This is a genomic window from Novosphingobium chloroacetimidivorans, from assembly GCF_014204535.1.
Taxonomy (GTDB): Bacteria; Pseudomonadota; Alphaproteobacteria; order Sphingomonadales; family Sphingomonadaceae; genus Novosphingobium; species Novosphingobium chloroacetimidivorans.
Genome location: NZ_JACHLR010000009.1, coordinates 17,356 through 41,619, shown reverse-complemented (window position 1 = coordinate 41,619; position 24,264 = coordinate 17,356). Strand labels below are relative to the sequence as shown.

Here is a 24,264-nt window from a genome sequence, read left to right as displayed (position 1 = left end):
GCTCTTGGCTATGCTTCTTCCAGGCAGTCGATCGCATCCGGCAAGTCTGCCGGCTCGTCTATATCTTTCTCCAGCCCGGCGCTGAGCTGGACGTTCGCCTTGTATCCAAGCCGCCAGGCCTCGCCACGGTGCGCGGCGAAGCTGCCGGTGCCGAACCGAAAGGCAAAATCGGCGATCGCGGAAGCGGGCAGCGACAGCGCATTGGTGCCGGTGCCATGGCGATCGGGGGCAATCGCGATGGCATCGTCCGGCACGTCGGCGAGCATGGCGAGATCGGCCGCATCGACCTGCGGCAGATCTCCTGCGAGCACGATCACGCGCTGCGGTGCCGGCCAACGTCGTCCCGGACTTGATACAGGATCGGTTGCGCCATCTCGCGCGCTTTCGCCGACAGCTTCGTCGCTGCCGTACGCGCCTTGCAGTTGCTGCGTCGCCGACGACAACGCCTCGTTCAAGCCGGCGCCCTCATCGTTCAGCAAGGTGACCGCCAGCCCGTGGTTCGAGGGCCCTACCAGGCACACTCGCTCCACCGCGTGGCAGCCCTGCGCCGCGTCCACTACTCGCTTCAGCATCGCCGTGACCAGCCGCTCGCGCGCGCTGGCATCCAGCACGCCGGCGAGGCGCGTCTTCCCCTCTCCCGGTGCCTTGACCGCGATGACCGCCCAGCAGAGAGGCGCCGACGGCGTCACGGGATCGCCGGAGCCTCCGTCAGGTTGGTGAAGCGGATGCCGGCGCCGTCGGCCTTGTAGGTCTTGTTCATGTAGATCAGGATCGAAGTCAGCGCCTCGGCCGCGGCCGAGTTCGCCAGGGCTCCACCCGCAAGCCCGCGCAGGCCCATGCCCGGGCACAGGTCGACGATCGTCTTGCGCGCCTCGACGTCGTCGGAGAACACGAGCACATCGCACTCGATCGCATGATCGCTGTCGAGATGGTGGGCCGAGACGTTGTGGAACGCGGTCACCAGTCGCACGTCGGCGCCCAGGTGTGCCTGCGCCTGCTGCGCCGCGCTGCCCTCGGCGGGAAGCTGCACGCGCATGACCTTGGGCGGCACCAGCGGAACGGTGGTGTCGACTACGATCGCGTTGCCGACGTGCGGCCGGATCTGCGCCAGGGTGTCGCCCTGTGAGGCGTGCGGCACGGTGACGATGACCACGTCCTTGCCCTGCGCTGCCTCGGCATTGGCGGCAAAACCGGCCGCGCCCAGTTCTTGCGCCGTGGCTTGCGCCTTCTCGGCAGAGCGGGAGCCGATCGTCACCTCGTGCCCGGCCTTGACCAGCCTGCGCGCGATGCCCTTGCCGAGGGCGCCGGTTCCCCCGATTACCGCGATGGATGCCATGTCTCGTCCGTCTCCCGTCCATTTGCCTGTTGCGCGGCCATGGGCATTGCCGATAGCGGCTTGGCGATGCCAACGAATAGTCCACGTTTGGGAGCATCGATGCAATCGGGACATCCTCAGCCAAGGCGGGCCCGGTGACTGCGATCCGCGCCATTTCCCTGCACGGCATGCCGCTTTTCGCAGCCGGCACAGACGTCGCACGAGAGGTCTGCGCGGCGATTGATCGCGCCGGCGAAGTGCTGGCGTCCGGCGATATCGTGGTCGTTGCCCAGAAGATCGTTTCGAAGCGCGAGGGGCGGCTCGTCGCATTGTCGACGGTCGAGGTGGGCGAGGAGGCCCGCCGGATCGCTGCGGAGACGGGGCGAGAGCCCGAGATGGTGCAGCTCATCCTGGATGAGAGCACGGAACTGCTGCGCACCACGCCCGTCGCGATCGTTGCCCGCCACCGTACCGGGCACGTTCTGGCGAACGCCGGGATCGACGCCTCGAACGTGGACGGCGGGGATAGCGGCACCGTGCTGCTCTGGCCGGTCGACCCCGATGCGTCCGCCCGCGCCCTGCGAGCCGAGATCGCCGCGCTGACCGGCGTGCGGCCCGCCGTGGTGATCGCCGACAGCATGGGCCGGGCCTGGCGGGTGGGCACGGTGGGGACGGCGATCGGCTGCGCCGGGCTCACCGTGGTCGAGGACAGGCGCGGCACCGGCGTCGACCTGTTCGGCCGCACCTTGCAGGCGACGCAGATCGCAGTGGCGGATTCGATTGCCGCGATCGCCGCGCTGGCGATGGGTGAAAGCGACGAGGGCACGCCCGCGGCGCTGGTGCGGGGGTGTGGCGCGTGGGTCGGCGAAGATGACGGCCCGGGCGCGGCCAGCGGACTGCGACCGATCGCGCAGGACATGTTCCGATGAGCGGCCACGTCCTGGCACTGTCCGGCGGCGTGGGCGGCGCAAAGCTGGCGGCGGGCCTGGCGGCCGTGCTCTCGCCCGAGGACCTGACCATCGCCGTCAACACGGGCGACGACTTCGAACACCTGGGCCTCACCATCTGCCCGGACATCGACTCGGTGACGTATGCCATGGCCGGTCTCAACGACACGGAGCGCGGCTGGGGGGTCGCGGGCGAGACGTGGCAGGCCATGGCGATGCTGCGCGCACTGGGCGAGGAGGACTGGTTCAACCTCGGCGATCGCGATCTCGGCATGCATCTGGCCCGATCTTGGCGGCTGCGTGCGGGCGAGACGCTGTCTCAGGTCACCACGCGGCTTACGCAGGGGCTCGGCATCGCGCACGCGATCGTTCCGATGAGCGACGATCCAGTCCGCACGCAAGTGGTCACGGCAGACGGCATCCTGGACTTCCAGCACTACTTCGTGCGCGAGCAGTGTCGTCCGGTCGCCCGCGCGATCCGCTTCGACGGCGTCCCGGGTGCGCGGCCCTCGCGCCCGCTGGCCGCTGCGCTGGCCCGGCCGGACCTAGCCGCGGTGATCGTCTGCCCCTCCAATCCCTACCTTAGCGTCGACCCGATCCTGGCGGTTGACGGGGTTCGCGAGGCCTTGCGGAACCGCTCGGTGCCGCTGGTCGTGGTGTCGCCGCTGGTCGGCGGCAAGGCGCTGAAAGGGCCGCTCGGGAAGCTGCTGGCCGAACTGGGCGCGGAGGCGAACAACCTGGCCATCGCCCGGCATTACAGCGGCTTGGCCGACCACCTGATCATCGACGAAGCCGACGCGGGCGACGCAGAGGGGTTGCGCGCGCTTGGCCTTTCGGTCACGATAACGGGAACAGTCATGTGCGAAGCCAATGATCGGGAGAGGCTTGCGCGCGTAGCACTGGCAGCTGCCCGCATCGAACTGGAAGACCATGGCGCCCGCTGACCGTGCACTGACGAACCGACTCCTTTCCGCTCCGCTGGCCGAGCTTCAGGCCGAGGCCCGCATGCGCCGCGACCGGTCCCGCCCCATGCGGATGACCTATTCGCGCAAGGTCTTCATCCCGCTCACCCGCCTGTGCACGGACGTGTGCCACTACTGCACCTTCGCGACCACGCCCTCGCGGCTGGAAGCGCCGTACCTCACGCCCGGCCAAGTGCTGGAGATCGCCCGCCAGGGTGCGGCCGCGGGCTGCAAGGAAGCGCTCTTCACGCTCGGCGATGCACCCGAGCGCCGCTACGCGGTGGCGCGCGAATGGTTGGCCGAGCATGGGTTCGAGCGCACCATCGACTACGTGCGCCACTGCGCCGAGCTGGTGCTCAAGGAAACCGGCCTGCTGCCGCACGTCAACGCCGGCGTGCTCGACGAGGACGACTGGAGCATGCTGCGTCCCGTCATGGCCTCTGGCGGGCTGATGCTGGAGAGCACGTCGGACCGGTTGCTGGAGAAAGGCGCCTGTCACCACGGTTCGCCCGACAAGGTGCCCGCGGTACGCCTTGCCTCTATCGCCGCCGCCGGTCGCGCGCGCGTGCCGATGACCAGCGGCATCCTGATCGGCATCGGCGAGACGGCGGAGGAGCGGATCGAGGCGCTGCTGGCCCTTCGCGACCTTCATGTCGAGCATGGCCATTTGGCGGAAGTGATCGTCCAGAACTTCTGCCCCAAGCCCGGCACGAAGATGGCCGAGGCGTCCGAGGCGACCGAGTCCGACTTCCTGCGCGTCATTGCAGCCGCGCGGATCGTGCTGCCCGACGAGGTTTCGGTGCAGGCGCCGCCCAATTTGAACGACGAGCGTCTGTCCGAGCTGATCGACTGCGGCATCGACGACTGGGGCGGAATCTCGCCGGTCACGCAGGACCACGTGAACCCGGAGGCACCATGGCCGGAGGTCGAGCGCCTGGCCGCGATCTGCGCGCGAGCAGGCCTGCCACTGGTCGAGCGGCTGACCGTCTACCCGCGCTTCGTCGCTACCGACGACCGCTCGTGGATCGATCCGGCGCTGCGTCCTGCCGTGCTGAAGCTGTCCGACAGCGAAGGGCTGGGCCGCGACAGCCGCTGGAGCCCGGGCGTTCCGGATCCGGCGCCAGGCACGCCGAGTTGGCCCCTGGGCGCGCGCCATGATGGTCCGGTCGCCATCGAACTGCACCGCATCCTCGACCGCGCGGCTGCGGGCGAGGGGCTTGGCGAAGACGAAATCGTCGCGCTGTTCGCCACGCGCGATGCGGCGGCGCAAGCGGTGGTCGACGCCGCCGATGCCCTGCGTGCGCAAGTGAGCGGCGAGGCGGTGACGTACGTCATCAACCGCAACATCAACTACACCAACATCTGCACGCACGCCTGCTCGTTCTGCGCCTTTTCCAAGACCAGCAGCAAAGGCGGCCTGCGCGACAAACCCTATGATCTCGATCTCGGCGAGATCGCGGGCCGCGCGCGTGAGGCGGTGGAGCGCGGCGCGACCGAAGTCTGCCTGCAAGGCGGCATCCACCCGCGGTATACAGGCGAGACTTACCTGGCGATCCTGCGCGCGGTGAAGGCGGAGTGTCCCGACCTGCATGTCCACGCCTTCTCGCCGCTGGAGGTCAGCCAAGGCGCGCGTACGCTGGGCATGGCAGTGTCGGACTACCTGCGCATGCTGAAGGACGCGGGCCTCGGCTCGCTCCCCGGCACGGCCGCCGAGATCCTGTGCGACGACATCCGCGCCCAGATCTGCCCGGACAAGCTGACGACGCAGGAGTGGCTGGACGTGGTCGGCGCCGCGCATCAGGTGGGCCTGCCGACGACCTCGACGATCATGTTCGGCCACCTGGAACGGCCCGAGCACTGGGCGCGGCACCTGCTCGCGCTGCGTCGCCAGCAGGACCGGACCGGCGGCTTCACCGAGTTCGTGCCGCTGCCGCTCGTCCACATGGAAGCGCCGTTCTATCGGCGCGGCCAGAGCCGCAAGGGTCCGACGTGGCGCGAGGCGGTGATGATGCACGCGGTCGCGCGGCTCGCCCTGCATGGGTCGATCTCCTCGATCCAGTGCTCGTGGGTGAAGCTGGGCGTCGAAGGTGCCGCGGCGGTTCTCGCGGCCGGCGCCAACGACCTGGGCGGTGTCCTGATGAACGAGAGCATCAGCCGCGCCGCGGGCGCCAGCCATGGCCAGGACGTCAGCGTCGACGACTTGCGAGCGGCGGCGGCAATGGCAGGTCGACCGCTGAAGCGGCGCACCACCCTCTATGGCGAGGCCGAGGCGCGTGCGGTGGCACAACTGGTCTGATCTCTTGCAGATCTTTGCTGTGAAGGAGAGCAGCTAGACGCAGCAAATGTATATATTGGCGTTGTGCGGGTGGCGCTCAGGTGCGAGAGAATGGCTTGCTGATAAGCACGTAAGCCATGCGGAGAGTGCCATGCGTCCCCTCAAGTCCGTCGTCTACAAACGTATACCTCGCCCCGACCCTGCCTTGATCGAACGCGCCCGCAAGTTCGGCATCGCCGACCTCCACGAGGGCCTCGGCGCGGTTGCTGGCCGGATGTGCCTGATGAGCCCGCGCATGCAGGCACGCCAGAACGGGCAGGGCACGGTCGTAGGACCGGCGATCACTGCCTGGAACTACCCGGGCGACAACCTGGCAATCCACTGCGCACTGGAAGTCGCGCAGGCAGGTGACGTGCTGGTGCTGACCAATGGCGGCGGTCACCAGGGCGCGCTTTGGGGCGATGTCGCTTGCGGCTTCGCCAAGAAACAGGGTCTTGTCGGCACGGTGGTCGAAGGCGCCGCCCGTGACATCGATGCCATTCGCGAGCTCGGATTTCCGATCTGGTCGACGGCGGTTTCGGTCGAGCACCCGGAGAAGCGCGGCCCCGCGGCGGTGAACGTGCCCCTCACGGTCGATGGCGTGCTGGTAGAGCCCGGCGATGTCGTCTGTGCCGACACCGATGGCGTGCTGATCATCCCTCGCGCGCTGCTGCGGCACGCGGTCGAAGGCGCGGAGAAGCGCGCCCGGGCCGAGGTCGGGATCCGGGCACGGATCGAAGCGGGCGAACGTCCCTTCGACATCCTCGGCTTCCGCGAAGCCGCTGCGGAGATGGGATTGGAGATCAAGGACTGCAGCTGGCAGGACGACGCCTGAGCTGTGATCGCCGATGCCGGCGCGGGCTCATCCTGTCGGCATCCCCACCTGTGTGGCGAAGTAAAAAGAAGAATTACGATGAGCCGTTGGCGGTGAGGTAGCGTTTGCCCTTGACGCCGCAGCCCCTTTGTAAACATAGGTAAAACAGGGCAGCGCGACGCTGCCGCCCGGACTGGGGGGCAACGGCGTTAGATGAATGATACTGCGGCTCAAGACGAAGTGCCTGTTGAGCACTTGCACAGTCAGTCATACCATGAAGTATTCAGCAGGATGACTGCCAAGCAACATGAAGTTTTTGCGTGCCTGGCTGAAAATCGTACAAGCAAGGAAATTGCGGTGCGATTGCAGGTCTCAGAAAGTGCGATCGTGCAGCGGATCGAGACAGTACGCAATCGGGCCGGCTATCCGCCACGCGCGGAGCTTGCCCGCGCCTACCGCCGCTATCTCGAAAGCGGCTTCTTCGATTGCACGCCGATCCCGCCCAGCGTGGACGCGCTACAATCCGACCCGCTGGTCGGAGCCTTCCAAAGGTACGCGGCCGATTGGATCCTGCCAGGCGCGATGGTGGGGCCGAACGCCGGATTGAACCGTCTCGCCGCCATGGTGGTGATTGCGGCAGGGCTGTTGCTGGTGGCGCTGGCCAGTCTCGGCGTGGCGCGGGCGCTGACGGGCGATGGCTGACCATCCGCGGCAAGCTGTCTTGCGCGTGCCGGCGCGATCGTGATGTTCCAGGACCTGTTGCTGCTGGCCGCTGCCGCCACCTGCGCGCTCGCGACCCGCTATGGCTCGGCTCCGGAACGTGTTCTCACGACGGCGTTCCTCGGCAATCTCCTATTGGAGGAGGGCTGCGCCGTGCTGATCGGCCGCGAATTTTCAACCGAGCACTTCAGCGTCTACTTCGCGCTGGAGTTGAGCCTGCTGATTTTGTTCTGTGCAGTCGCATTGAGAGCCAATCGGGTGTATCCCCTGTGGCTTGGCGGAGGCCAGATCATCGCCATCGCCGCTCATGTGTTGCTGCAGGTGTTGGGAAGGGAAGCTCGTGCGGCGTGTGAGTGGATCGATGCCTGTGCGTCGCTCGTGCAACTCGTCGCATTGACTGTCGGTCTATCAGCCCATCGATCCCGCCAGCTTCGTCTCGGGCGTAGGTACCCGGACTGGACGGCCACAGCAAATTCACACTGATTGGATACATTACGGCCGATTTCGCTTGCTGCCGGTTTGCTGAGCGCACATGACCCGGACGAGAGGATCCACAAGCAGATCGGCCGTTCGCATGAACAAGCACATCCACCTCGTCAGCTTCCTGATCAATTCGCCGGTCAACCACACTTTGCTGAGCTGGGCGGCGCCGGGCGACAACCGCCTCGAAGCGCTTGGTGAGTTGAAGCTGTGGCAGGATCTGGCCCGCACTCTGGAGCGCGGCAAGTTCGACGGTGTTTTCTTCGCGGATACCCCCGGCGTGTTCGACCGCTATCGCGACAGCCACGAGGATGCGGTGAAGTACGGCGTGTGCTGGCCATGCTTCGATCCGGTGGTACTGCTGAGCGCGCTCGCCGCGGCAACGACGCACCTGGGCCTGGCGGCGACGATGTCGACCAGTTCGTACCAGCCGTGGACCATCGTGCGTCAGCTGGGCACCTTGGACTACCTGTCCGGCGGGCGGGTCGGCTGGAACATCGTCACCGGGCACTTGCGCGGCGAGCATCGCGCGCTGGGCCTGCACCAGCTCGACCACGACCGCCGCTACGACCGCGCCGACGAGTACATGGAGGTCTGCTACAAGCTGTGGAACTCGGTGAAGCCGGGCGCCGTTGTGGCCGACCGGGAAGCTGGCATCTATGCCGACCCGGACAAGGTCGAGTTCATCGACCACCAGGGAGAGTTCTTCTCCTGCCAGACCGTCTCGCCGGTGCTGCCTTCGCCGCAGGGCCATCCCGTGTTGTTCCAGGCGGGCAGCTCGGGCCGGGGCCAGCAGTTCGCGGTGAGCCACGCCGACGTGGTGTTCTCGATCCAGCCGAACGTCGCGGGCATGAAGCGGTTCATGACCGACCTGGCGCAAGCGGCCCGGACCGCGGGGAAGACAACGCCGGCCGTCAGCTTCGGCGTCCAGCCGATCGTCGGCGGCACGGAGGAGGAGGCCAGGCGCAAGCTGCAGGATCTGGTCGAGCGCCTGCCGATCGACGGCTGCCTGGCGCGCCTTTCGGGCACAATGGGCGTGGACTTCGCCGGCATGGACCTGGACCAGCCGCTGGCCGAGATCGAGACGCAGGCCTCGCAAGGCTTGATGAAGGCCTTCTCCAACATCGCTGGCGACAAGCCGCTTACCTTGCGCGAAGTGGCGATCCGCTGGGGGCTTGCAGTCGGCAAGCCGCAGATCGTCGGCACGCCCGAGCAGGTGGCGGATCGCCTGGAGCAGATCTGGCGCGAAACGGGCTGCTACGGCTACAACATGACGCCCACCGTCATGGCCTCCTCGGTCGAGGACTTCGTCGACCAGGTCGTGCCGATCCTGCAGCAGAAGGGCGTCTACCGCACCGAGTACGAAGGCACGACCTTCCGCGCCAACCTCGGCCTGAACTGACGCAGCGCGCGTGGGAACTTACGCGGCAAAGGCGCACAACATCGCGCAACTGCGCGAGCTGGCGCGGCGTCGCTTGCCGCGCGCCATCTTCGAGTTCATCGAACGCGGCACGGAAGACGACCTGCTGATCGCCCGCAACGTCGCCGCGCTTCAGGCGATCAACCTGATCCCGCGCACGCTGCGCAACGTTGCCGAGCGCGATCCCTCCATCGAACTGTTCGGCCGCAAGCAGCCGTTGCCTATCGTCATCGCACCTACGGGTGTGTCCGACCTGCTGTCATACCGAGGCGAGCGGGCGATCGCGACGGCGGCAGCCAGGGCGGGCATCCCCTTCACCCAGACCACCAGCTCGACCACCAGCTTCGCCGACATCGCCCGGTGCGCCACGTCCGGCCACTGGATGCAGATGTACTTGTGGGAGCGGCGCGACTTGTCCTGGCGCGTGGTCGATGCCGCTGGAGAGAGCGGCGCCGACGTGCTGGTGCTCACCGTCGACACCCCGATGTGGCCGCTGCGCGAGTTCAACAAGCGCGCCGGCATGTCGAACCCGATCCGCCCAAATGCCACGCTGGTCGGCGACTTTCTAAAGCGCCCGAGCTGGTTCGCCTCGGTGATCGCGCGCTACTACCTGAACGGTGGGCTGCCGCAGTTCGCGAATTACCCCGCGGCGGTAGGGGGCAAGCTGACCGGGGTCGTCAGCCGCGTCGCGAACTCGGCGTCGGTGTGCTGGGACGATGTCGCCGAGCTGCGCCGGCGTTGGCAGGGCAAGCTGGTGCTGAAGGGTATTCTCAGCGTCGAGGACGCAAGGCTCGCGGTGGAGCATGGCGTCGATGGCATCGCAGTCTCGAACCACGGTGGGCGCAATTTCGACAGTTCGCCGCCGGCGATCACGGTGCTGCCGGCGATCGTCGATGCCGTGGGCAAGGACCTCACCGTGCTGTTCGACAGTGGGGTGCGGCGCGGAGCCGACATCGTCAAGGCGCTGGCCATCGGCGCCAAGGCGGTGCTGATCGGCCGCGCGACCCTCTACGGCTGCGCTGCCGGCGGAGAGGAGGGCGCTTCGCACGCCATCGCCTTGCTTGCGAACGAGATCGACGTGGCGATGGCAATGGTCGGCGTAAATCGGCTCCACGACCTGGATCGCAGTTATCTGGCGTAGCGTCGTTCCGGGTTAAGCCCGGTACGACGATATCCGCCCGTGGGGACTTGCCAACCCGGCGCCGACATTGAACGGTACTTCAAACAGGTTTGGGAGAGCGCCATGCAGAAGATCGACGTCAACGGGATCAACATCGCTTACGAGCTGCTCGGCAAGGAAGGCGATCCCGCCGTCGCGCTGACCCCCGGCGGTCGCTTCACGATGGACGTGCCCGGTTTGCGCGAAATGGCGGAGGAGTTCGTCAAGGCGGGCAAGCGCGTGCTGATCTACGATCGCCCGAACTGCGGCTACTCCGATGCGACACTGCTGGGCGCGAGCGAGTCCGAAACCCAGGCAGAGGCGCTCGCCGGGCTCATCCGCAAGCTGGATCTCGGGCCCACGGTGATCGCCGGCGGCTCGGGCGGATCGCGGGTGTCGATGCTCGCGGCGGCGCGCGATCCCGAGATCTGCTCGCATCTGGTGCTGTGGTGGATCTCGGGCGATCCGATCGGGCTCATGCAGCTGGCGACCTACTACTGCGGGGAGGCGGGCACGCTGGCCAGCGTGGGTGGCATGGAAGCAGTGATGAAGGCGACCTCCTGGGCCGAGAACTTCCAGAAGAGCGAGCAATCGCGCGCATTCATCAAGGCGCAGGATCCCGCCAAGTTCATCGAAGTGATGCAGCGCTGGGCGGCGGCCTACGTGCCGTCCGAAGTCTCGCCGGTGCCGGGCATGACGCCGCGCGACTTCGCCCGTCTGACGATGCCGGTGCTGGTGTTCCGCAGCGGCAAGAGCGACCTGTCGCACACCCGCGCCACCAGCGAGTGGGTGCATCGCCTGGTGCCGCACTCGCTGATGCAGGATCCGCCGTGGGAGGACAACGAGTGGAACTACCGCTCGGGCCAGACGATGGCGGGCACGGAAGGCCACACGCTGTTCCGCAGCTGGCCCAAGCTGGTGCCGCAGATACTAGACTTCATCGGCGGATAGGAAGGGCAAGGGTTGCCCGCTTGCGTCGCCTGAGGCTGGGAGGCCTCGGTTGCTGGGGGCGCGGCTTCCACCCCGATCCCGTCGGCCGCGAAGGCGGGTAACTCGCTTGTTCTATCTTGCGCAGCGCTTTTTTAGAGCAGCGGCCCCACCTGCGCGGGGGCGGGACGGGTCCGGCAGGTTCTCCCGCTTTTAGCCCAGGCCGGTTACGAGCGCTCTTGCCGCGATCGAGCTGCGGGTCGCACCGGCATTAGTTGCAGCATCGTCAGCACCAGCAGCACCGCCGCCGCCAAGGCGTAGCGTTCGCGGAAGGGCACGTTCAGCAGCGGCTGGCTGGCGATCAGGCCGGGCGGGTCGGTCCAGCCCGGCACGACCAGCGCCAGCCAGCAGCCGAGGACCAGCGGCAGCGCCCAGGTCGGACGTGCGAATTCGCGGGCGAGGGCGGCGACGATCGCGGGCAGGATCATCGCGTAGTGATAGCCCCAGGCGTTGGGCGCGGCGATCAGCGAGGCGCACAGCAGGACGTTGAGGCTGTCGAGCGGCCGGGAGTCCTGCGTCAGCCGCTGGTGCGCCATGGCGGCCAGGATGCCGGCGCCGAGCACGGCCTTCGAGAGCCACTGGACCGCCTCTGGGATCGGCACGAAGTGCTGCACCGGCGCGCCGCCGCCGGCGGCAATATACGCTGCGGCCCCCGCGATCGAGTAGGCGACGCCGGGCATCGTGTAGCCCTGCGCGTGCGGCAACAGCTCCACGAAGTACTGCCGGTAGAGCTCGGGCGCGGCCCACAGCAACCCGGCAAGGCCGATGGCGATCGTCCACAGCACCGTGGCCACGGCGGCAGGCAGCTTGGCGCGGGTCAGGAACAGCGCCGGGACGAGCGCCGGGTAGATCTTGAGCCAGAAGCCCAGCGCGATCGCGACGCCGGCTCGGCCCGGCATTTGGCGCGAGGCGAACCACACGCCGGCAACGGCGCTGACCATCAGCAGCACGTTGACTTGCCCGGCCGCGAGGCAAGTGCCGATGGGTGCGATCCCCAGTCCCATGACGATGGCCGTCCACGAGTGCCGGCGGCCCTCCGGCAGCAGCGCCACGATCATCGCACAGGCCGCGGCGAGACACAGCGCCACGATGCCCGAGTGGATCAGGAACGCGGTCTGGATCGGCAGGCGGGACAGCGCGTGAAAGTACAGGATCGATGGCGGCGGATAGACGAAGCCGCTGACGAATTCGTCGTTGTGACAGATGTCGTAGGGACGGATCAGGTCGGCGCTGCCGCACATGTAGGTGCGGAAGTCGAGCGTCAGCGATGCCTGCCCGACACCCTCGCGCAGCACTTGCGCGAACTCGGCGAGGTGATGCAGCACCAGCAGCAAGCCCAGCGCGCCCAGCAGCAGCGGCCAGGCCCGCACCCACCTGGCGTGCCGATCCGCCCTTGATCCGTCCACCCGAGCGATCCTCCGCCAGCCTCGTAGCGGGCGTGTGTACGTGGATAGCGTTGAAGCTTGGTGAAGGCAGGGCCTCTGCAAGCGACCGAGCCACCCCGCGCCCGCCCCCGAGTTGACTTGGCCGACACACTCCCGCAACGCGTGGCGAGGAAGGATTTGCCATGGCGGTCGCAGCGCGCAGGATTGGAGCAGAGACGTCCGCCACGCGGGCGCTCATCGTCAAGGCGGCCGAGGATCTCATCCGTGACGAAGGCTCCGCGTCCGTCAGCACGCGGCGCATCGCGGCACGCGCCGGGCTCAAGCCCTCGCTGGTGCACTACTACTTCCCCACCACCGACGACTTGCTGATCGAGGTGTCCCGCAAGGGCGCGGCGGAGAGCGACCGGATGATCGAGGAGGCGCTCGCCTCGGACGATCCCGTGGCGGCGTTGTGGCGCTTCTTCGTCGATACCAGCCGCACCGCCATGGCGCTCGAATTCATGGCCATGGCCAATCACCGCGAAGCCCTGCGCGCGACGATGGCCGAGCACAGCGAGGCGATGCGCCGGCGGCAGGTCGAGATCCTGAGCCATGTCCTCGGCGATCGCCTGCTGGGTCCGGACGGTTGTCCGCCGGCCGGCCTCAGCGTCGTTCTCGCCGGCATCGGCCGAGCGATCGTCATGGAAGAGAACCTGGGGGTGCAATCGGGCCACCAGGAGGCGCTGGATTTCGTGCGCGACTGGCTCGGCCGGCTCACCGATCGCGCGCGGACCAGGCCGCAGGAGGACAACCAGCAGGCCTGAGCCGCATGCGGCCGCCGCGATCTACCTGATCGCCATGACGTCGCTGGACGAGACGGGTCTGGGCGCGCTATAGCGCAAGAACAGTGTTCCCATAAGGTCGCCCGGGAGAGAACGTTCATGTCCGTCACCACCAAAACCGTCCTTCGCGCCGAAGAGATCAAGCCCAGGATCGGCTCGCGCGTGCTCAACACCAAGGATGAACTGCTCTCCGGCGAGATCGCTGGGGAGATCCGCGATCTGCTCGAAGCGCGCGGCGTTCTGGTATTCCCACGGATCGGCTTCACCAGCGAGGAGCAGGTGGCCTTCACCAAGACCCTCGGCACGTTCGCGCCCGAGGGCGACGATGGCGAGACGATCACCAAGATCACCCTCGACGCCAAGGAGAACCCGTCCGCCGCCGAGTATCTGAAGGGCTCGCTCTATTGGCACATCGACGGCACTCGCAACGACGTGCCGATCCTTGCCTCGCTGCTGTCCTGCATCAAGCCTTCGCCCAAGGGCACCGGCAACACCGGCTTTGCCAACACCTACAGCGCCTTCGAGGCTCTGCCGGAAGACAAGCAGGCCGAGTACGAAAAGTACAAGGTCATCCACGGCCCCTGGCAGTCGCTGTTCTATTACGAGCCGGAGCCAAGCCTGGCCAAGCTGCAGGGCTACATGGGCATCGGCGAGCAAGTGCTGCCACTGGTTTGGAAGCACAAGTCGGGCCGCAAGAGCCTGGTGATCGGCTGCACCGCCGTCGCGGTGGAGGGCAAGAGCCCGATGGAGAGCGCCAGGATCATCCACGGCCTGCGCGACTGGGCGACCGGGCCCGACTTCACCTACAGCCATGAATGGGAGATCGGCGACCTGGTGATCTGGGACAACACCGGCACCATGCACCGCGCCGAATCCTACGACCCGACCTGCGGCCGCATGATGCACCGCACCAAGCTTGAGGGCGAAGAGGCATTCGCCTACGCATGAAGGACCGCGTCGACCCGGTCGCTAACCTGCTTCCAACCTGTTGAAAGCCGCCCCGCCTTTCACTTGGCGTTCAGCCGCACCCTAGCTATAGACCCGCCATGCTCGACCATTCGCGATTGAAGCCCGTCCTGTTCGCCGCCGCTGCAGGAGCGATGATCCTGACGGCCGGGTGCGCGGGGCGCGGTGGTGCCAAGAAGGACACTGCCTACGTCGCGCGCGATGTCGATACGCTCTATACCGCAGCGCAGGACCGGCTGGACAGAGGCCAGACCAAGCAGGCCGCAGCGCTGTTCGACGAGGTGGAGCGCCAGCACCCTTATTCGCCCTGGGCCCGCCGCGCCCAGCTGATGAGCGCGTTCAGCTACTACGTCGCGCGCGATTACAACAAGGCGGTGCAATCGGCCGAGCGGTTCCTTTCGATCCACCCGGGCAATAAGGACGCGCCTTACGCCTACTACCTGATCGCGGTGTGCTACTACGAGCAGATCAGCGATGTGACGCGCGACCAGAAGATCACCTTGCAGGCCAAGCAGGCGCTGACCGACGTGGTGCGCCGCTATCCCACCACCAGCTTCGCCTCCGACGCCAAGATCAAGCTTGACCTGGTCAACGATCACCTGGCGGGCAAGGAGATGACGATCGGCCGCTATTACGAGCGCAGCGGCAAGTGGCTCGCGGCCAGCCTGCGCTTCCGCAACGTCGTCGACAACTACCAGACCACCAGCCACGCACCCGAAGCGCTCTATCGCCTGGTCGAGGGCTACATGTCGCTCGGCGTGCCGGACGAGGCGCAGAAGGCGGCCGCCGTGCTGCAGCGCAACTATCCCGGCAGCGTCTGGTATGAGCGCGCCTACAAGCTGCTCGGCCGCCATGCGCCCGAGGTGATCGCGTCCTGAGGTGCACGCTTAACTGCGCTGCCATCAAGCTACGAAGTTGACATTCGCGTTCCGCAGGCGTTGAGTCTGCGGGCATGCTCTCGCAGAAGACCCGCTACACGATCCGCGCTCTCCAGCACCTGGCCGACCGCTACAAGCAGGGTCCGGTCCGGCTCGACGAAGTCGCGACCACGCAGAACATCCCGCGCAAGTTCCTCACCGTCATCCTGTCCGAACTGGTGCGCGAAGGCATCGTGATCTCCCACCGTGGGCGGTCCGGGGGATACGAGCTGGCGCTGCCCCCGGTCGACATCCGCTATGGCGACATCATCCGCATTACCCGCGGCAGCCTCGCGCTGGTTCCCTGCGCCAGCCGCAACGCGCACGAGACTTGCGCCAATTGCCTGCCAGAGGCCGACTGCCGCCTGCGCGGCCTGATGCTGTTGCTGCGCGACGAAATGGCCACGATGCTCGACCGCATGTCCCTGGCCGACCCGATCGTGCCCGAGCCGCCGTTTGTGGGTGAGCCGGAAGCCTGAATGCATCGTCGTCCCGGGCCCGACCCGGGACCGGTTCCGGCAACGATGAACCACTTGGTGGCGGGTGCCTGCCTGCGCGCGCAATCTGCCGGAGCTAGCCCTTTCGGAGACGCTCAGGAAAACTCTACCGTTCGAGTTGGCTCAACAAAGTTTCGCTTGGGCGCATGCAACATCAACTTGCGTTGTCTATCTTCAAAGTAGAGTTAGACGGGTCGCCGAAGGGAGCGACTCATGGGACTGCCGAACACCACTGAACCCACCAGGATAGATCGCGCCAATGGTGCGACGCGGGGCGAGGCCGCGCACAACGCCACCCTGGCAGCGGTCGCCGATGCTCTGTCGCGCCTGAGATATGGTGCGGTCCACCTCACCGTTCACGACGGAAAGGTGGTGCAGCTCGACGTCACGGAGCGCCAGCGCTTCACCTGACGCGCGCGCCTGCCTGCGGGGGCGGGGGGGCGTGCCCGACAATGCAAGATCTCAACTCAACGGTGGGGGCCGGAGAAAGACCGGGGCTGCCAATTTCCTACGAAGGATTTGGAAACATGAAAGCGTTCGTTCGCCTAAGCTTGATTGCATCGACCGCGCTTATCGCGCCGGTCCAGGCCTTTGCCGCAGAGGCCGCGCCGGCCGAGCAGCCGGCTCAGGACGGCGGGGTGTCCTCCCGCGCCGCGTCTGGTGACGTCATCATCGTCACCGCGCGTCGCCGTCAGGAAACGGCGCAGGCGGTGCCGCTGGCGATTTCCGTCATCAGGGGTGACAGCATCGAGGCGACGGGCAACTTCAACGTCCAGAAGCTGCAGCAGCTGGCGCCCACGCTCCAGGTCTACAGCTCCAACCCGCGCAACACCTCGGTCAACATCCGTGGTCTCGGCGTGCCGTTCGGCCTGACCAGCGACGGCTTCGAGCAGGGCGTCGGCATCTACATCGACGACGTCTACAACTCGCGCGTCGCCGCCGCCGTGTTCGACTTCCTCGACGTCGCGCAAGTCGAAGTGCTGCGCGGTCCGCAGGGCACGCTCTATGGCAAGAACACCACCGCCGGCGCGATCAACATCACGACCAACCAGCCGACCTTCGACTTTGAGGCACGCGCCGAAGTCTCGGCCGGCAACCTCGACTACAGGCAGGCCAAGGCCGCGGTGTCCGGCCCGCTGACCGACAAGATCGCCGCCCGCCTGGCGCTCGCCACCACCAGCCGTCGTGGCATCTACTTCAACACCACGACCGACCGCTACATCAACGAGCAGGACAACCTGGGCCTGCGCGGCCAGCTGCTGTTCAAGCCTAACGACGATGTCAGCATCACCCTCTCGGGCGATTACAGCAAGCAGAACCCCGAGGGCGTCGGTACCGTCTTTGTGCGCGTGGGCCGCACGCAGCGCGCACTCAATCGCCAGTACGACGCGCTGGTCGCGGCGATCAACGTTGACCGTGCCGCGCGCGGCGTCGCGCCCTACGCCGTGCCCAGCCGCAACCCGTACGATCGCCTGTCCGATCTCGACAGCAGCCTGAACGCGGGCAACAAGATCGGCGGCGCCTCGGCCCGCGTGGTCTGGGACACCGGCAGCGGCACCTTCACCTCGGTCAGCGCCTGGCGTTTCTGGGACTGGAAGCCCGAGAACGACCGTGACTTCACGGGCCTGTCGATCGTTTCCAAGTCGCAGAACCCCTCGCAGCAGGACCAGTACAGTCAGGAGTTCCGCTACAACTACAGCAGCGACAAGTTCGACTTCGTCGCTGGCCTGTTCGGCTTCAAGCAGCGCATCGACACGCAGGGCACCGAGCAGCAGGGCGCCGACGCCAGCCGCTGGAGCCTGACCGGCGCGCAGGCGAGCCAGCCGGCGATCCTCCAGGGTCTGACCGCCAGCAACACTCAGTACCTCAAGAGCACCAGCGCGGCGCTGTTCGGCCAGGTGGCCTGGCACGTGACGCCCGAGCTGACGATCCAGCCGGGCGTCCGCCTCAACTACGACAAGAAGTCCGGCTTCTACCAGCGCGTCGTGACCAACGGCCAAGGCCAGGTGATCAGCTGCAGCCCCGCCCCGGCGGCTGGCTCGGTGCTGGCGGCGCAGTGCGGTGTGTACCAGCCGCAGATCAGCGCGCCGTCCGACAGCGCTTGGAACTTCACGTACGATTTCAACGTCAACTACAAAATCGCGCGTGACGTGCTGGCCTACGCGACATATGCCAAGAGCTTCAAGACGTTGGGCATCAACCAGAACGGCCTGCCGCTCAACGCCGACAACACCGTCAACTACGATGCCGGCACGGTTAAGCCCGAATCGGTCCACCACTTCGAAGTCGGCTTGAAGACGCAGTTCTGGGATCGCCGTGCGACCTTCAACCTCACCGCCTTCCGCACCGAGATCAAGAACTTCCAGGCGACGGTGAACGGCGGCCAGTTCGGCACCGTGCGCGGCTATCTCGCCAATGCCGAGAAGGTGCGCTCACAAGGTATCGAGGCGGACTTCAAGGTGCGCCCGAGCGATCGCTTCACCGCTTACGCCAATGGCGCCTACACCGACGCCAAGTACAAGAAGTTCACCAACGCGCCGTGCCCGCCGGAACTCTCGGGCGGTACGCTGCAGCCTGCGGGCGCTCCGGCAAACTACTCGCAGCCAGGCGTTCCCGGCGCGCTCAGCCCGCGTCAGTGCGACATCTCAGGGCAGGGCCTGCCCGGCGTATCGAAGTGGGCGTTCTCCTATGGCGCCGAAGTCAACGCGCCGGTCGAATTGTTGAGCAAGGAGGGGCAGATCTACTTCGGCGTTGACGGCAATTACCGCTCGAAGTGGAACTCGAACGCCTCGCCCTCGATCTACACCGAGGTGAAGGGCTATGCGCTGACCAACTTCCGCGCCGGCTTCCGGGCGGACGACTTCGATGTGTTCGGCTGGGTGCGCAATGCCTTCGACGTGGACTACATCGACCTGCTGCAAGTCGCGCCCGGCAACACCGGCCTGATCGCCGGTCAGCCCGGGGACCAGCGCACCTGGGGCGGTACGATCAAGTACAGCTTCTGACCGTAGGAATCCGGAGGCAAATTTTTCCCCTGCATTCACCGTGACTTCGTAGAACGGGGATGCCGGGGGCGAACTGGCGGTCTCGACACCATGCATCTTATGTTATGTCGAGGCGTTAAGTAGGAGTGTTCCGGCCGTGCATCCCCTTGCCGCGAGCCGGAGACAAGCCGGGTGACGCATGGCGCGCATCGCGCTAGAACGCGAAGCGAACATGCTCACCCGGCTTTCCATCCGCAACATCGTCCTGATCGAGGCGCTCGACCTTGAATTCGCAGGCGGACTCGGCGTCCTCACCGGCGAGACCGGCGCGGGCAAGTCGATCCTGCTCGACGCGCTCGGCCTCGTCCTCGGCAATCGCGCCGACAGCGGCCTCGTTCGCAGCGGAGAGGAACGCGCCAGCGTCACCGCCAGCTTCGAGTTCGCCCATTGGCCCGGCTCGCTGCGCCAGTCGCTCGACCAGGCCGAGATCGAGATCGAACCCGGCGAGCCGCTGATCCTCAAGCGTCAGCTGCGGGCAGACGGTGGCAGCAAGGCCTTCGTCAACGACCAGCCCGTCGGCGTGGCGCTGCTGCGCGAACTCGCACCCACGCTGGTGGAGATCCACGGCCAGCACGACGATCGCGGCCTCGTCAACGCGCGCGGGCACCGCCAGCTGCTCGACCGCTTCGCCGGCGGCGAGGGCGAGGGCGTCGCTGCCGCCTGGCGTGAGTGGCGCACGGCGCGCGACATTCTGGAGGCGGCGCAGGCGCGCGTGGCCCAGGCAGCCGAAGATCGCGACTTGCTGGTCGCCTACGTCGAAGAACTGACCGCACTCGCGCCCGAGCCGGGGGAGGAAGAGGAACTCGCGCTCGCCCGCGCGACGATGCAGAAGGGCGAAAAGCTGGCCGAGGACATGGCCGATCTCGATCGCCTGTTCCAGGGCTCCGATTCGGCGCTCGCGTCGCTGCGCACGGCGGCACGCAAGCTCGACCGGATCGCCTCGGAGCACCCCTTGCTGGAAGAGGCGCTCGCCGCGCTCGACCGGGCGGTGATCGAAGCCGATGACGCGGAGGAAAAGGTGCGCGCCGCCGCCGAGGCGCTCTCGTTCGATCCCGCAGAACTCGACCGCATCGAGACCCGCCTGTTCGAGCTGCGCGCTGCCGCCCGCAAGCATGGTTGCCAGGCGGACGACTTGCCGGCGAAGCTTGCCGAGATGCGGATGGCGCTCGACGCGATCGAGGGCGGCAGCGAGGAACTCGCGCGCCTCGAAGCCGCCGCCGCGTCTGCCGGCCAGACCTATCGCGACCAGGCCGAGGCGCTGCACGCCACGCGAGTCGCCGCCGCGGTCCGCCTGGACGAGGCGGTCGCAAACGAGCTCGCTCCACTGAAGCTGGATGCCGCCCGGTTCCGCACCGCGGTTGTTGAAATGCCCGAAGACCGCTGGGGCGCGCACGGGATGGACCAGGTCGAGTTCCTGATCAGCACCAACCCCGGCGCACCCTTCGCCCCGCTCGCCAAGATCGCCAGCGGCGGCGAACTCTCGCGCTTCATTCTGGCGCTCAAGGTGGCATTGGCCGAGGAGGGCGGCGCGGCGACGGTGATCTTCGACGAGATCGACCGCGGCGTCGGCGGCGCGGTCGCCAGCGCCATCGGCGAACGCCTGGCTCGTCTCGCATCGGCTGGCCAATTGCTGGCGGTCACCCACAGCCCGCAAGTCGCCGCACGCGGCACCCGGCACTACATGATCGCCAAGTCGAGCGAGGGCACCGTCACCCGCACCTCGGTCACGCTGCTGAGCGAGGCGCAGCGCAAGGAAGAGATCGCCCGCATGCTGTCCGGCGCCGAAGTCACCGACGAGGCACGGGCGCAGGCGGATCGGTTGCTGGAGCGGGCTTGATGGCCGAAGCGAACGAGGCGCAAGCCGCCAACGAACTGATGCGCCTGGCTAAGGCGATCGCGCGGGCGAACTGGCTCTATCATGCCGAGGACGCGCCCGAGATCAGCGATGCCGAATACGATGCCTTGGTGCGCCGCAATGCCGAGCTGGAAGCCGCCTACCCACACCTGATCCGTGCCGACAGCCCGAGCAGCAAGGTCGGCCACGAAGTCGCCGCCTCGCCGCTGTCCAAGGTGCGGCACGAGGTGCGGATGATGAGCCTCGACAACGCCTTCTCGCCCGACGAGGTGGCCGAGTTCCTGGCGCGCGTCCGTCGCTTCCTGGCGCTGCCCGAGGACGCGCCGGTGGCGGTCACCGCGGAAGACAAGATCGACGGCCTGTCCTGCTCCTTGCGCTACGAAAGCGGCAAGCTGGTGCGCGCGGCGACGCGCGGCGACGGGCAGGTGGGTGAGGACGTGACGCCCAACGTGGCGCACATCGCCGACATTCCGCAGCAGCTTACCGGCGAGGTGCCGGAGATCTTCGAGGTGCGCGGCGAAGTCTACATGGAAAAGGCCGCGTTCCTGGCGCTCAACGCCACGCTTATGGACGAGGCTCGCGCCGTAGCCGAGGCAAGGGGCGAGGCGTTCGACGACAGCAAGGTTCGCCAGTTCGCCAATCCGCGCAACGCCGCCGCCGGGTCGCTACGCCAGAAGGACGCGAGCGTCACTGCGAAGCGCCCCTTGCGGTTCTGGGCGCACGGTTGGGGTGCGGCAAGCGCGGTGCCGGGTGAGACGCAGCACGAGGTGATCGGCAAGATCACGGAGTGGGGCCTTCCGGTCTCGCCCGACTTTCGGCTTTGCCAGTCGCTGGAGGACATGCTCGCGGCCTATGAGGCGATCCGAGCCGCGCGCGCAACGCTGCCCTACGAGATCGACGGCGTCGTCTACAAGGTCGACCGGCTCGACTGGCAAAGCCGCTTGGGTTTCGTTGCCAAGGCGCCGCGCTGGGGGCTGGCGCACAAGTTCCCGGCGGAGCGCGCCGAGACCGTGCTGGAGGCGATCGACATCCAGGTCGGCCGCACCGGCAAGCTCACGCCGGTCGGCCGCCTTAAGCCAGTGCTGGTGGGCGGCGTCACCGTCACCAACGTCACCTTGCACAACCGCGACGAGATCGCGCGGCTGGGGGTGCGCCCGGGTGACCGGGTGGTGCTTCAGCGCGCCGGCGACGTAATCCCGCAAGTGGTCGACAATCTCACCCGTGAGCAGGAACGGGCGGCATACGCCTTCCCCGACCACTGTCCGCAGTGCGGATGCGAGGCGGTGGCCGAGAAGGGCGAGGTCGACGTGCGCTGCACTGCCGGGCTGATCTGCCCGGCGCAGCGAACCGAACGGCTGAAGCACTTCGTCAGCCGTGCCGCGCTCGACATCGAGGGGCTGGGCGAGAAGACAATCGACGAATTCTTTGCACTCGGCTGGCTGGAAAGCCCGGCCGACATCTTCCGCCTGCGCCTGCACCGGGCAAAGCTTCTCGGTCGCGAGGGGTGGAAGGAGAAGTCTGTGGACAACCTGTTGGCAGCGGTGGAAAACAAGCGCTCGCCGGATGCCGCCCGGCTGCTGTTCGGCCTTGGTATCCGCCACGTCGGCGCCGTCACCGCGCGCGACCTGCTCAAGCGTTTCGTCACTTTGCCTGCGCTGCGGGATGCGGCGCAGAAGGCGTTTGTTGCCGCGGGCGAACTGCCGTCCGATCAGGCTGCCGAAGCACGCACCGAGCTGCTGTCGATCGAAGGCGTGGGGCCAGTGGTGGTCGAGGCCCTGGGCGAGTTCTTCCATGAGGAACACAACCGAGAGGTCTGGGACGACCTGCTGAGCGAGGTGTCTCCGCCCGATTACGTGGTGGAGACCAAGGACAGCGAAGTCGCCGGCATGACCGTGGTGTTCACCGGCAAGCTCGAGACGATGAGCCGCGACGAGGCGAAGTCTCAGGCCGAGAAGCTGGGGGCAAAGGCTGCCGGCACCGTTTCGCCCAAGACCGACCTCGTGGTGGCGGGACCGGGCGCGGGATCGAAGCTGAAGAAGGCGGCGGACCTCGGCATTCGCGTGATCGACGAGGCGGAGTGGGCGCAGATCGTCGCGGCGGCGGGGTGACTGGCGTCGGCCTTTTCCTCTGAACAGGAGGGGGAGGCAGATCCTCCCCTTGCAGGGGAGGGTCTAAGAGCACCTTGTCCTCCCCGGCACGGGGAGGGGGACCGCTCGCGCAGCGAGGGGTGGTGGGGACTCGGGTCCTTACGCATGCTTGCCGGCAAGGTCCGGAGATGGCGAGACTCCCCTCCACCACGCTTCGCGCGGTCCCCCTCCCCGCGCCGGGGAGGACAAGTTGTGTCCTCAAACCCAACCCAGCGTCTGCACCAGCAGCCACACGCCGATCAGCAGGAACAGCCCCGCCGCCACCCAGCGCACCACGTGCAGCGGCACGCGGCGGATCAGTTCGTGGCCGAAGAACACCGCGGGCACGTTGGCGATCATCATGCCGAGCGTCGTACCCAGCATGACCGGCAGCACGCTGTGGAAGCGGGCGCCCAGCGCCACGGTAGCGATCTGCGTCTTGTCGCCCATCTCGACCAGGAAGAACGCGACGAGCGTGGTCAGGAAGGCTCCGAAGCGTGCGGGCTTCTCCGCGTCCTCGTCGAGCTTGTCGGGGATCAGCGTCCACAAGGCCATGGCGATGAACGACGCGGCGACCGCATAGCGGAACCACAGGCCGTCCAGGAACGAAGCGGCCTGCTCGCCCACCAGGGCGGCGAGGAAGTGGTTGGCGAGGGTGGCGCAAAGAATGCCCAGCACGATCGGCATCGGCCGCTTGAACCGCGCTGCGAGGACGATGGCGAGGAGCTGCGTCTTGTCGCCGATCTCGGCGAGGGCGACCACCAGGGTCGATGTGAGGAGGGCTTCCATGGGAGGGCGTTTTTCCAGGCCGGGCGTGAGACAAATACAATGGCATCGCGCCTCCCGCCCGGCCGGCAGAAGGCACCATGCCATTGGTCTCGCCCGAACGGCGCCGGTCGAACCCTCGACCTTTGCGCCACCCTTCGCACGCCATGACCTCTCGGCCAAGTATGTTGACGTGCGGCCCGCTGCCGCCAGCGGTCGGCTACTCCCCAATGACGGGAATGTTCGCGCGCTTAGTCCTTTGCGGCGGCGCGGGCAAGCCTTGCCAGCCTACCCACGCCGCGCGCCGGGGGGACTTTCGAGTTAGATCCACTAACGTGGATGCGGCACCGGCTCGCGCCTGATCCAGCTTCGCAGGATCAGACTTTACGCCCTGCGGCTCTCGCGCTCGTGCAGCTGGCGATAGTGCTGCACCCGCGTCGCGCGCAGGCCCGGCATGCCTTCACGATCGATCGCGCGCTGCCAGGACGCCAGCTCCTCCAGCGTCAGCCCATAGCGCTCGCAGGCCTCGCGCATGGTGAGCAGGCCGCCGTTCACGGCCGCGACGACTTGCGCCTTACGTCGCACCACCCAGCGCGAAGTCTCGGGCGGCGGCAGGTCATCCTTCTTCAGTTCTTCGCCCAGCGGCCCGATGACGGACACGGGCTTGTCGGTTGCGCTATCCAGCATTGTCATGCCTCTTCAGCCTCAGATCCAGCCCCCTGGAAATCCCGCATAGAATTGGCTGAAAAGGTTAACGTGCGCTTGTTTCA

Annotated in this window: 22 protein-coding genes and 1 riboswitch; of the genes, 17 read left to right on the top strand and 5 right to left on the bottom strand. The window is 67.1% G+C overall.

The window, feature by feature from the left end; all coding sequences use genetic code 11:
- Window positions 1–8: 8 nt before the first annotated feature.
- Together HNO88_RS11375 and npdG are read right to left on the bottom strand one after the other, a co-directional pair.
- Window positions 9–689 carry a CofC family guanylyltransferase gene (locus tag HNO88_RS11375; protein ID WP_184245198.1) on the bottom strand — a complete coding sequence of 227 codons (681 nt, stop codon included), beginning with the start codon at window positions 687–689 and terminating at the stop codon, window positions 9–11.
- Window positions 686–1,336: an NADPH-dependent F420 reductase gene (npdG, locus tag HNO88_RS11370; protein WP_184245196.1), complete on the bottom strand. Its 651-nt coding sequence runs from the start codon at window positions 1,334–1,336 to the stop codon at window positions 686–688. The genes HNO88_RS11375 and npdG overlap by 4 nt, the downstream gene beginning before the upstream one ends.
- A 134-nt stretch (window positions 1,337–1,470) precedes the next feature.
- Between npdG and cofE the strand changes: the two genes are divergently transcribed.
- The 9 genes from cofE to HNO88_RS11325 all read left to right on the top strand — a co-directional run bounded on the left by cofE (window position 1,471) and on the right by HNO88_RS11325 (window position 11,082).
- The gene (gene cofE / locus HNO88_RS11365) at window positions 1,471–2,244 is read left to right on the top strand and encodes a coenzyme F420-0:L-glutamate ligase (protein WP_312857060.1); all 774 of its coding nucleotides are present in this window, start codon (window positions 1,471–1,473) and stop codon (window positions 2,242–2,244) included.
- The gene (gene cofD, locus HNO88_RS11360) at window positions 2,241–3,206 is read left to right on the top strand and encodes a 2-phospho-L-lactate transferase (RefSeq protein ID WP_184245194.1); all 966 of its coding nucleotides are present in this window, start codon (window positions 2,241–2,243) and stop codon (window positions 3,204–3,206) included. The genes cofE and cofD overlap by 4 nt, the downstream gene beginning before the upstream one ends.
- Window positions 3,193–5,520: a 5-amino-6-(D-ribitylamino)uracil--L-tyrosine 4-hydroxyphenyl transferase CofH gene (gene cofH, locus HNO88_RS11355; RefSeq protein WP_184245192.1), complete on the top strand. Its 2,328-nt coding sequence runs from the start codon at window positions 3,193–3,195 to the stop codon at window positions 5,518–5,520. Before cofD ends, cofH begins: the two co-directional genes overlap by 14 nt.
- Before the next feature lie 130 nt (window positions 5,521–5,650).
- Window positions 5,651–6,373 (top strand): RraA family protein, encoded by a 723-nt coding sequence (locus HNO88_RS11350; protein ID WP_184245190.1) that lies wholly within the window; start codon window positions 5,651–5,653, stop codon window positions 6,371–6,373.
- 270 nt (window positions 6,374–6,643) lie between these two features.
- On the top strand, window positions 6,644–7,054 hold the full coding sequence (locus HNO88_RS11345; RefSeq protein WP_184245188.1) for a helix-turn-helix domain-containing protein: 411 nt from the start codon (window positions 6,644–6,646) through the stop codon (window positions 7,052–7,054).
- Window positions 7,055–7,096: 42 nt separating this feature from the next.
- On the top strand, window positions 7,097–7,555 hold the full coding sequence (locus HNO88_RS11340; RefSeq protein WP_184245186.1) for a hypothetical protein: 459 nt from the start codon (window positions 7,097–7,099) through the stop codon (window positions 7,553–7,555).
- A 91-nt stretch (window positions 7,556–7,646) separates the two neighbouring features.
- Window positions 7,647–8,954 (top strand): LLM class flavin-dependent oxidoreductase, encoded by a 1,308-nt coding sequence (locus tag HNO88_RS11335; protein ID WP_184245184.1) that lies wholly within the window; start codon window positions 7,647–7,649, stop codon window positions 8,952–8,954.
- Window positions 8,955–8,964: 10 nt separating this feature from the next.
- Window positions 8,965–10,113, top strand: coding sequence for an alpha-hydroxy acid oxidase (locus tag HNO88_RS11330; RefSeq protein ID WP_184245182.1), 1,149 nt, complete (start codon window positions 8,965–8,967; stop codon window positions 10,111–10,113).
- 102 nt (window positions 10,114–10,215) lie between these two features.
- Window positions 10,216–11,082: an alpha/beta fold hydrolase gene (locus tag HNO88_RS11325; RefSeq protein ID WP_184245180.1), complete on the top strand. Its 867-nt coding sequence runs from the start codon at window positions 10,216–10,218 to the stop codon at window positions 11,080–11,082.
- Window positions 11,083–11,285: 203 nt separating this feature from the next.
- Here the strand turns inward: HNO88_RS11325 and HNO88_RS11320 are convergent, their stop codons facing one another.
- Window positions 11,286–12,524 (bottom strand): glycosyltransferase family 87 protein, encoded by a 1,239-nt coding sequence (locus tag HNO88_RS11320; protein WP_184245178.1) that lies wholly within the window; start codon window positions 12,522–12,524, stop codon window positions 11,286–11,288.
- A gap of 161 nt (window positions 12,525–12,685) precedes the next feature.
- On the opposite strand from HNO88_RS11320, the gene HNO88_RS11315 reads away from it, so the two are divergent.
- The 8 genes from HNO88_RS11315 to ligA all read left to right on the top strand — a co-directional run bounded on the left by HNO88_RS11315 (window position 12,686) and on the right by ligA (window position 22,711).
- Entirely contained in the window at window positions 12,686–13,306 is a 621-nt protein-coding gene (locus HNO88_RS11315; RefSeq protein WP_184245177.1) for a TetR/AcrR family transcriptional regulator, read from the top strand.
- 117 nt (window positions 13,307–13,423) lie between these two features.
- Window positions 13,424–14,272 (top strand): TauD/TfdA dioxygenase family protein, encoded by an 849-nt coding sequence (locus HNO88_RS11310; protein ID WP_184245175.1) that lies wholly within the window; start codon window positions 13,424–13,426, stop codon window positions 14,270–14,272.
- Between the two features lie 98 nt (window positions 14,273–14,370).
- Window positions 14,371–15,168: an outer membrane protein assembly factor BamD gene (locus HNO88_RS11305; RefSeq protein ID WP_184245173.1), complete on the top strand. Its 798-nt coding sequence runs from the start codon at window positions 14,371–14,373 to the stop codon at window positions 15,166–15,168.
- Between the two features lie 74 nt (window positions 15,169–15,242).
- Entirely contained in the window at window positions 15,243–15,686 is a 444-nt protein-coding gene (locus HNO88_RS11300; protein WP_184245171.1) for an RrF2 family transcriptional regulator, read from the top strand.
- A 231-nt stretch (window positions 15,687–15,917) separates the two neighbouring features.
- On the top strand, window positions 15,918–16,115 hold the full coding sequence (locus tag HNO88_RS11295; protein ID WP_184245169.1) for a YezD family protein: 198 nt from the start codon (window positions 15,918–15,920) through the stop codon (window positions 16,113–16,115).
- 116 nt (window positions 16,116–16,231) lie between these two features.
- Window positions 16,232–18,709 carry a TonB-dependent receptor gene (locus tag HNO88_RS11290; RefSeq protein WP_184245167.1) on the top strand — a complete coding sequence of 826 codons (2,478 nt, stop codon included), beginning with the start codon at window positions 16,232–16,234 and terminating at the stop codon, window positions 18,707–18,709.
- Window positions 18,710–18,920: 211 nt separating this feature from the next.
- Window positions 18,921–20,585 (top strand): DNA repair protein RecN, encoded by a 1,665-nt coding sequence (gene recN, locus HNO88_RS11285; RefSeq protein ID WP_184245482.1) that lies wholly within the window; start codon window positions 18,921–18,923, stop codon window positions 20,583–20,585.
- Complete coding sequence (ligA, locus tag HNO88_RS11280; protein ID WP_184245165.1) at window positions 20,585–22,711, top strand: NAD-dependent DNA ligase LigA; 2,127 nt, start codon at window positions 20,585–20,587, stop codon at window positions 22,709–22,711. The genes recN and ligA overlap by 1 nt, the downstream gene beginning before the upstream one ends.
- A 237-nt stretch (window positions 22,712–22,948) precedes the next feature.
- Here the strand turns inward: ligA and HNO88_RS11275 are convergent, their stop codons facing one another.
- Together HNO88_RS11275 and sciP are read right to left on the bottom strand one after the other, a co-directional pair.
- Window positions 22,949–23,518, bottom strand: coding sequence for a TMEM165/GDT1 family protein (locus tag HNO88_RS11275; RefSeq protein ID WP_184245163.1), 570 nt, complete (start codon window positions 23,516–23,518; stop codon window positions 22,949–22,951).
- Window positions 23,519–23,534: 16 nt separating this feature from the next.
- A riboswitch (yybP-ykoY riboswitch) is annotated at window positions 23,535–23,735 on the bottom strand.
- A gap of 143 nt (window positions 23,736–23,878) precedes the next feature.
- The gene (sciP, locus tag HNO88_RS11270) at window positions 23,879–24,181 is read right to left on the bottom strand and encodes a CtrA inhibitor SciP (protein WP_184245161.1); all 303 of its coding nucleotides are present in this window, start codon (window positions 24,179–24,181) and stop codon (window positions 23,879–23,881) included.
- Window positions 24,182–24,264: the final 83 nt, after the last annotated feature.

Bases quoted from the DNA above. Each gene is read 5' to 3' on its own strand.
- npdG (WP_184245196.1), bottom strand. From the start codon at position 1,336: ATGGCATCCATCGCGGTAATCGGGGGAACCGGCGCCCTCGGCAAGGGC.
- cofD (WP_184245194.1), top strand. From the start codon at position 2,241: ATGAGCGGCCACGTCCTGGCACTGTCCGGCGGCGTGGGCGGCGCAAAG.
- cofH (WP_184245192.1), top strand. From the start codon at position 3,193: ATGGCGCCCGCTGACCGTGCACTGACGAACCGACTCCTTTCCGCTCCG.
- HNO88_RS11350 (WP_184245190.1), top strand. From the start codon at position 5,651: ATGCGTCCCCTCAAGTCCGTCGTCTACAAACGTATACCTCGCCCCGAC.
- HNO88_RS11345 (WP_184245188.1), top strand. From the start codon at position 6,644: ATGACTGCCAAGCAACATGAAGTTTTTGCGTGCCTGGCTGAAAATCGT.
- HNO88_RS11340 (WP_184245186.1), top strand. From the start codon at position 7,097: ATGTTCCAGGACCTGTTGCTGCTGGCCGCTGCCGCCACCTGCGCGCTC.
- HNO88_RS11335 (WP_184245184.1), top strand. From the start codon at position 7,647: ATGAACAAGCACATCCACCTCGTCAGCTTCCTGATCAATTCGCCGGTC.
- HNO88_RS11325 (WP_184245180.1), top strand. From the start codon at position 10,216: ATGCAGAAGATCGACGTCAACGGGATCAACATCGCTTACGAGCTGCTC.
- HNO88_RS11315 (WP_184245177.1), top strand. From the start codon at position 12,686: ATGGCGGTCGCAGCGCGCAGGATTGGAGCAGAGACGTCCGCCACGCGG.
- HNO88_RS11310 (WP_184245175.1), top strand. From the start codon at position 13,424: ATGTCCGTCACCACCAAAACCGTCCTTCGCGCCGAAGAGATCAAGCCC.
- HNO88_RS11305 (WP_184245173.1), top strand. From the start codon at position 14,371: ATGCTCGACCATTCGCGATTGAAGCCCGTCCTGTTCGCCGCCGCTGCA.
- HNO88_RS11300 (WP_184245171.1), top strand. From the start codon at position 15,243: ATGCTCTCGCAGAAGACCCGCTACACGATCCGCGCTCTCCAGCACCTG.
- HNO88_RS11295 (WP_184245169.1), top strand. From the start codon at position 15,918: ATGGGACTGCCGAACACCACTGAACCCACCAGGATAGATCGCGCCAAT.
- HNO88_RS11290 (WP_184245167.1), top strand. From the start codon at position 16,232: ATGAAAGCGTTCGTTCGCCTAAGCTTGATTGCATCGACCGCGCTTATC.
- recN (WP_184245482.1), top strand. From the start codon at position 18,921: ATGCTCACCCGGCTTTCCATCCGCAACATCGTCCTGATCGAGGCGCTC.
- ligA (WP_184245165.1), top strand. From the start codon at position 20,585: ATGGCCGAAGCGAACGAGGCGCAAGCCGCCAACGAACTGATGCGCCTG.
- HNO88_RS11275 (WP_184245163.1), bottom strand. From the start codon at position 23,518: ATGGAAGCCCTCCTCACATCGACCCTGGTGGTCGCCCTCGCCGAGATC.
- sciP (WP_184245161.1), bottom strand. From the start codon at position 24,181: ATGCTGGATAGCGCAACCGACAAGCCCGTGTCCGTCATCGGGCCGCTG.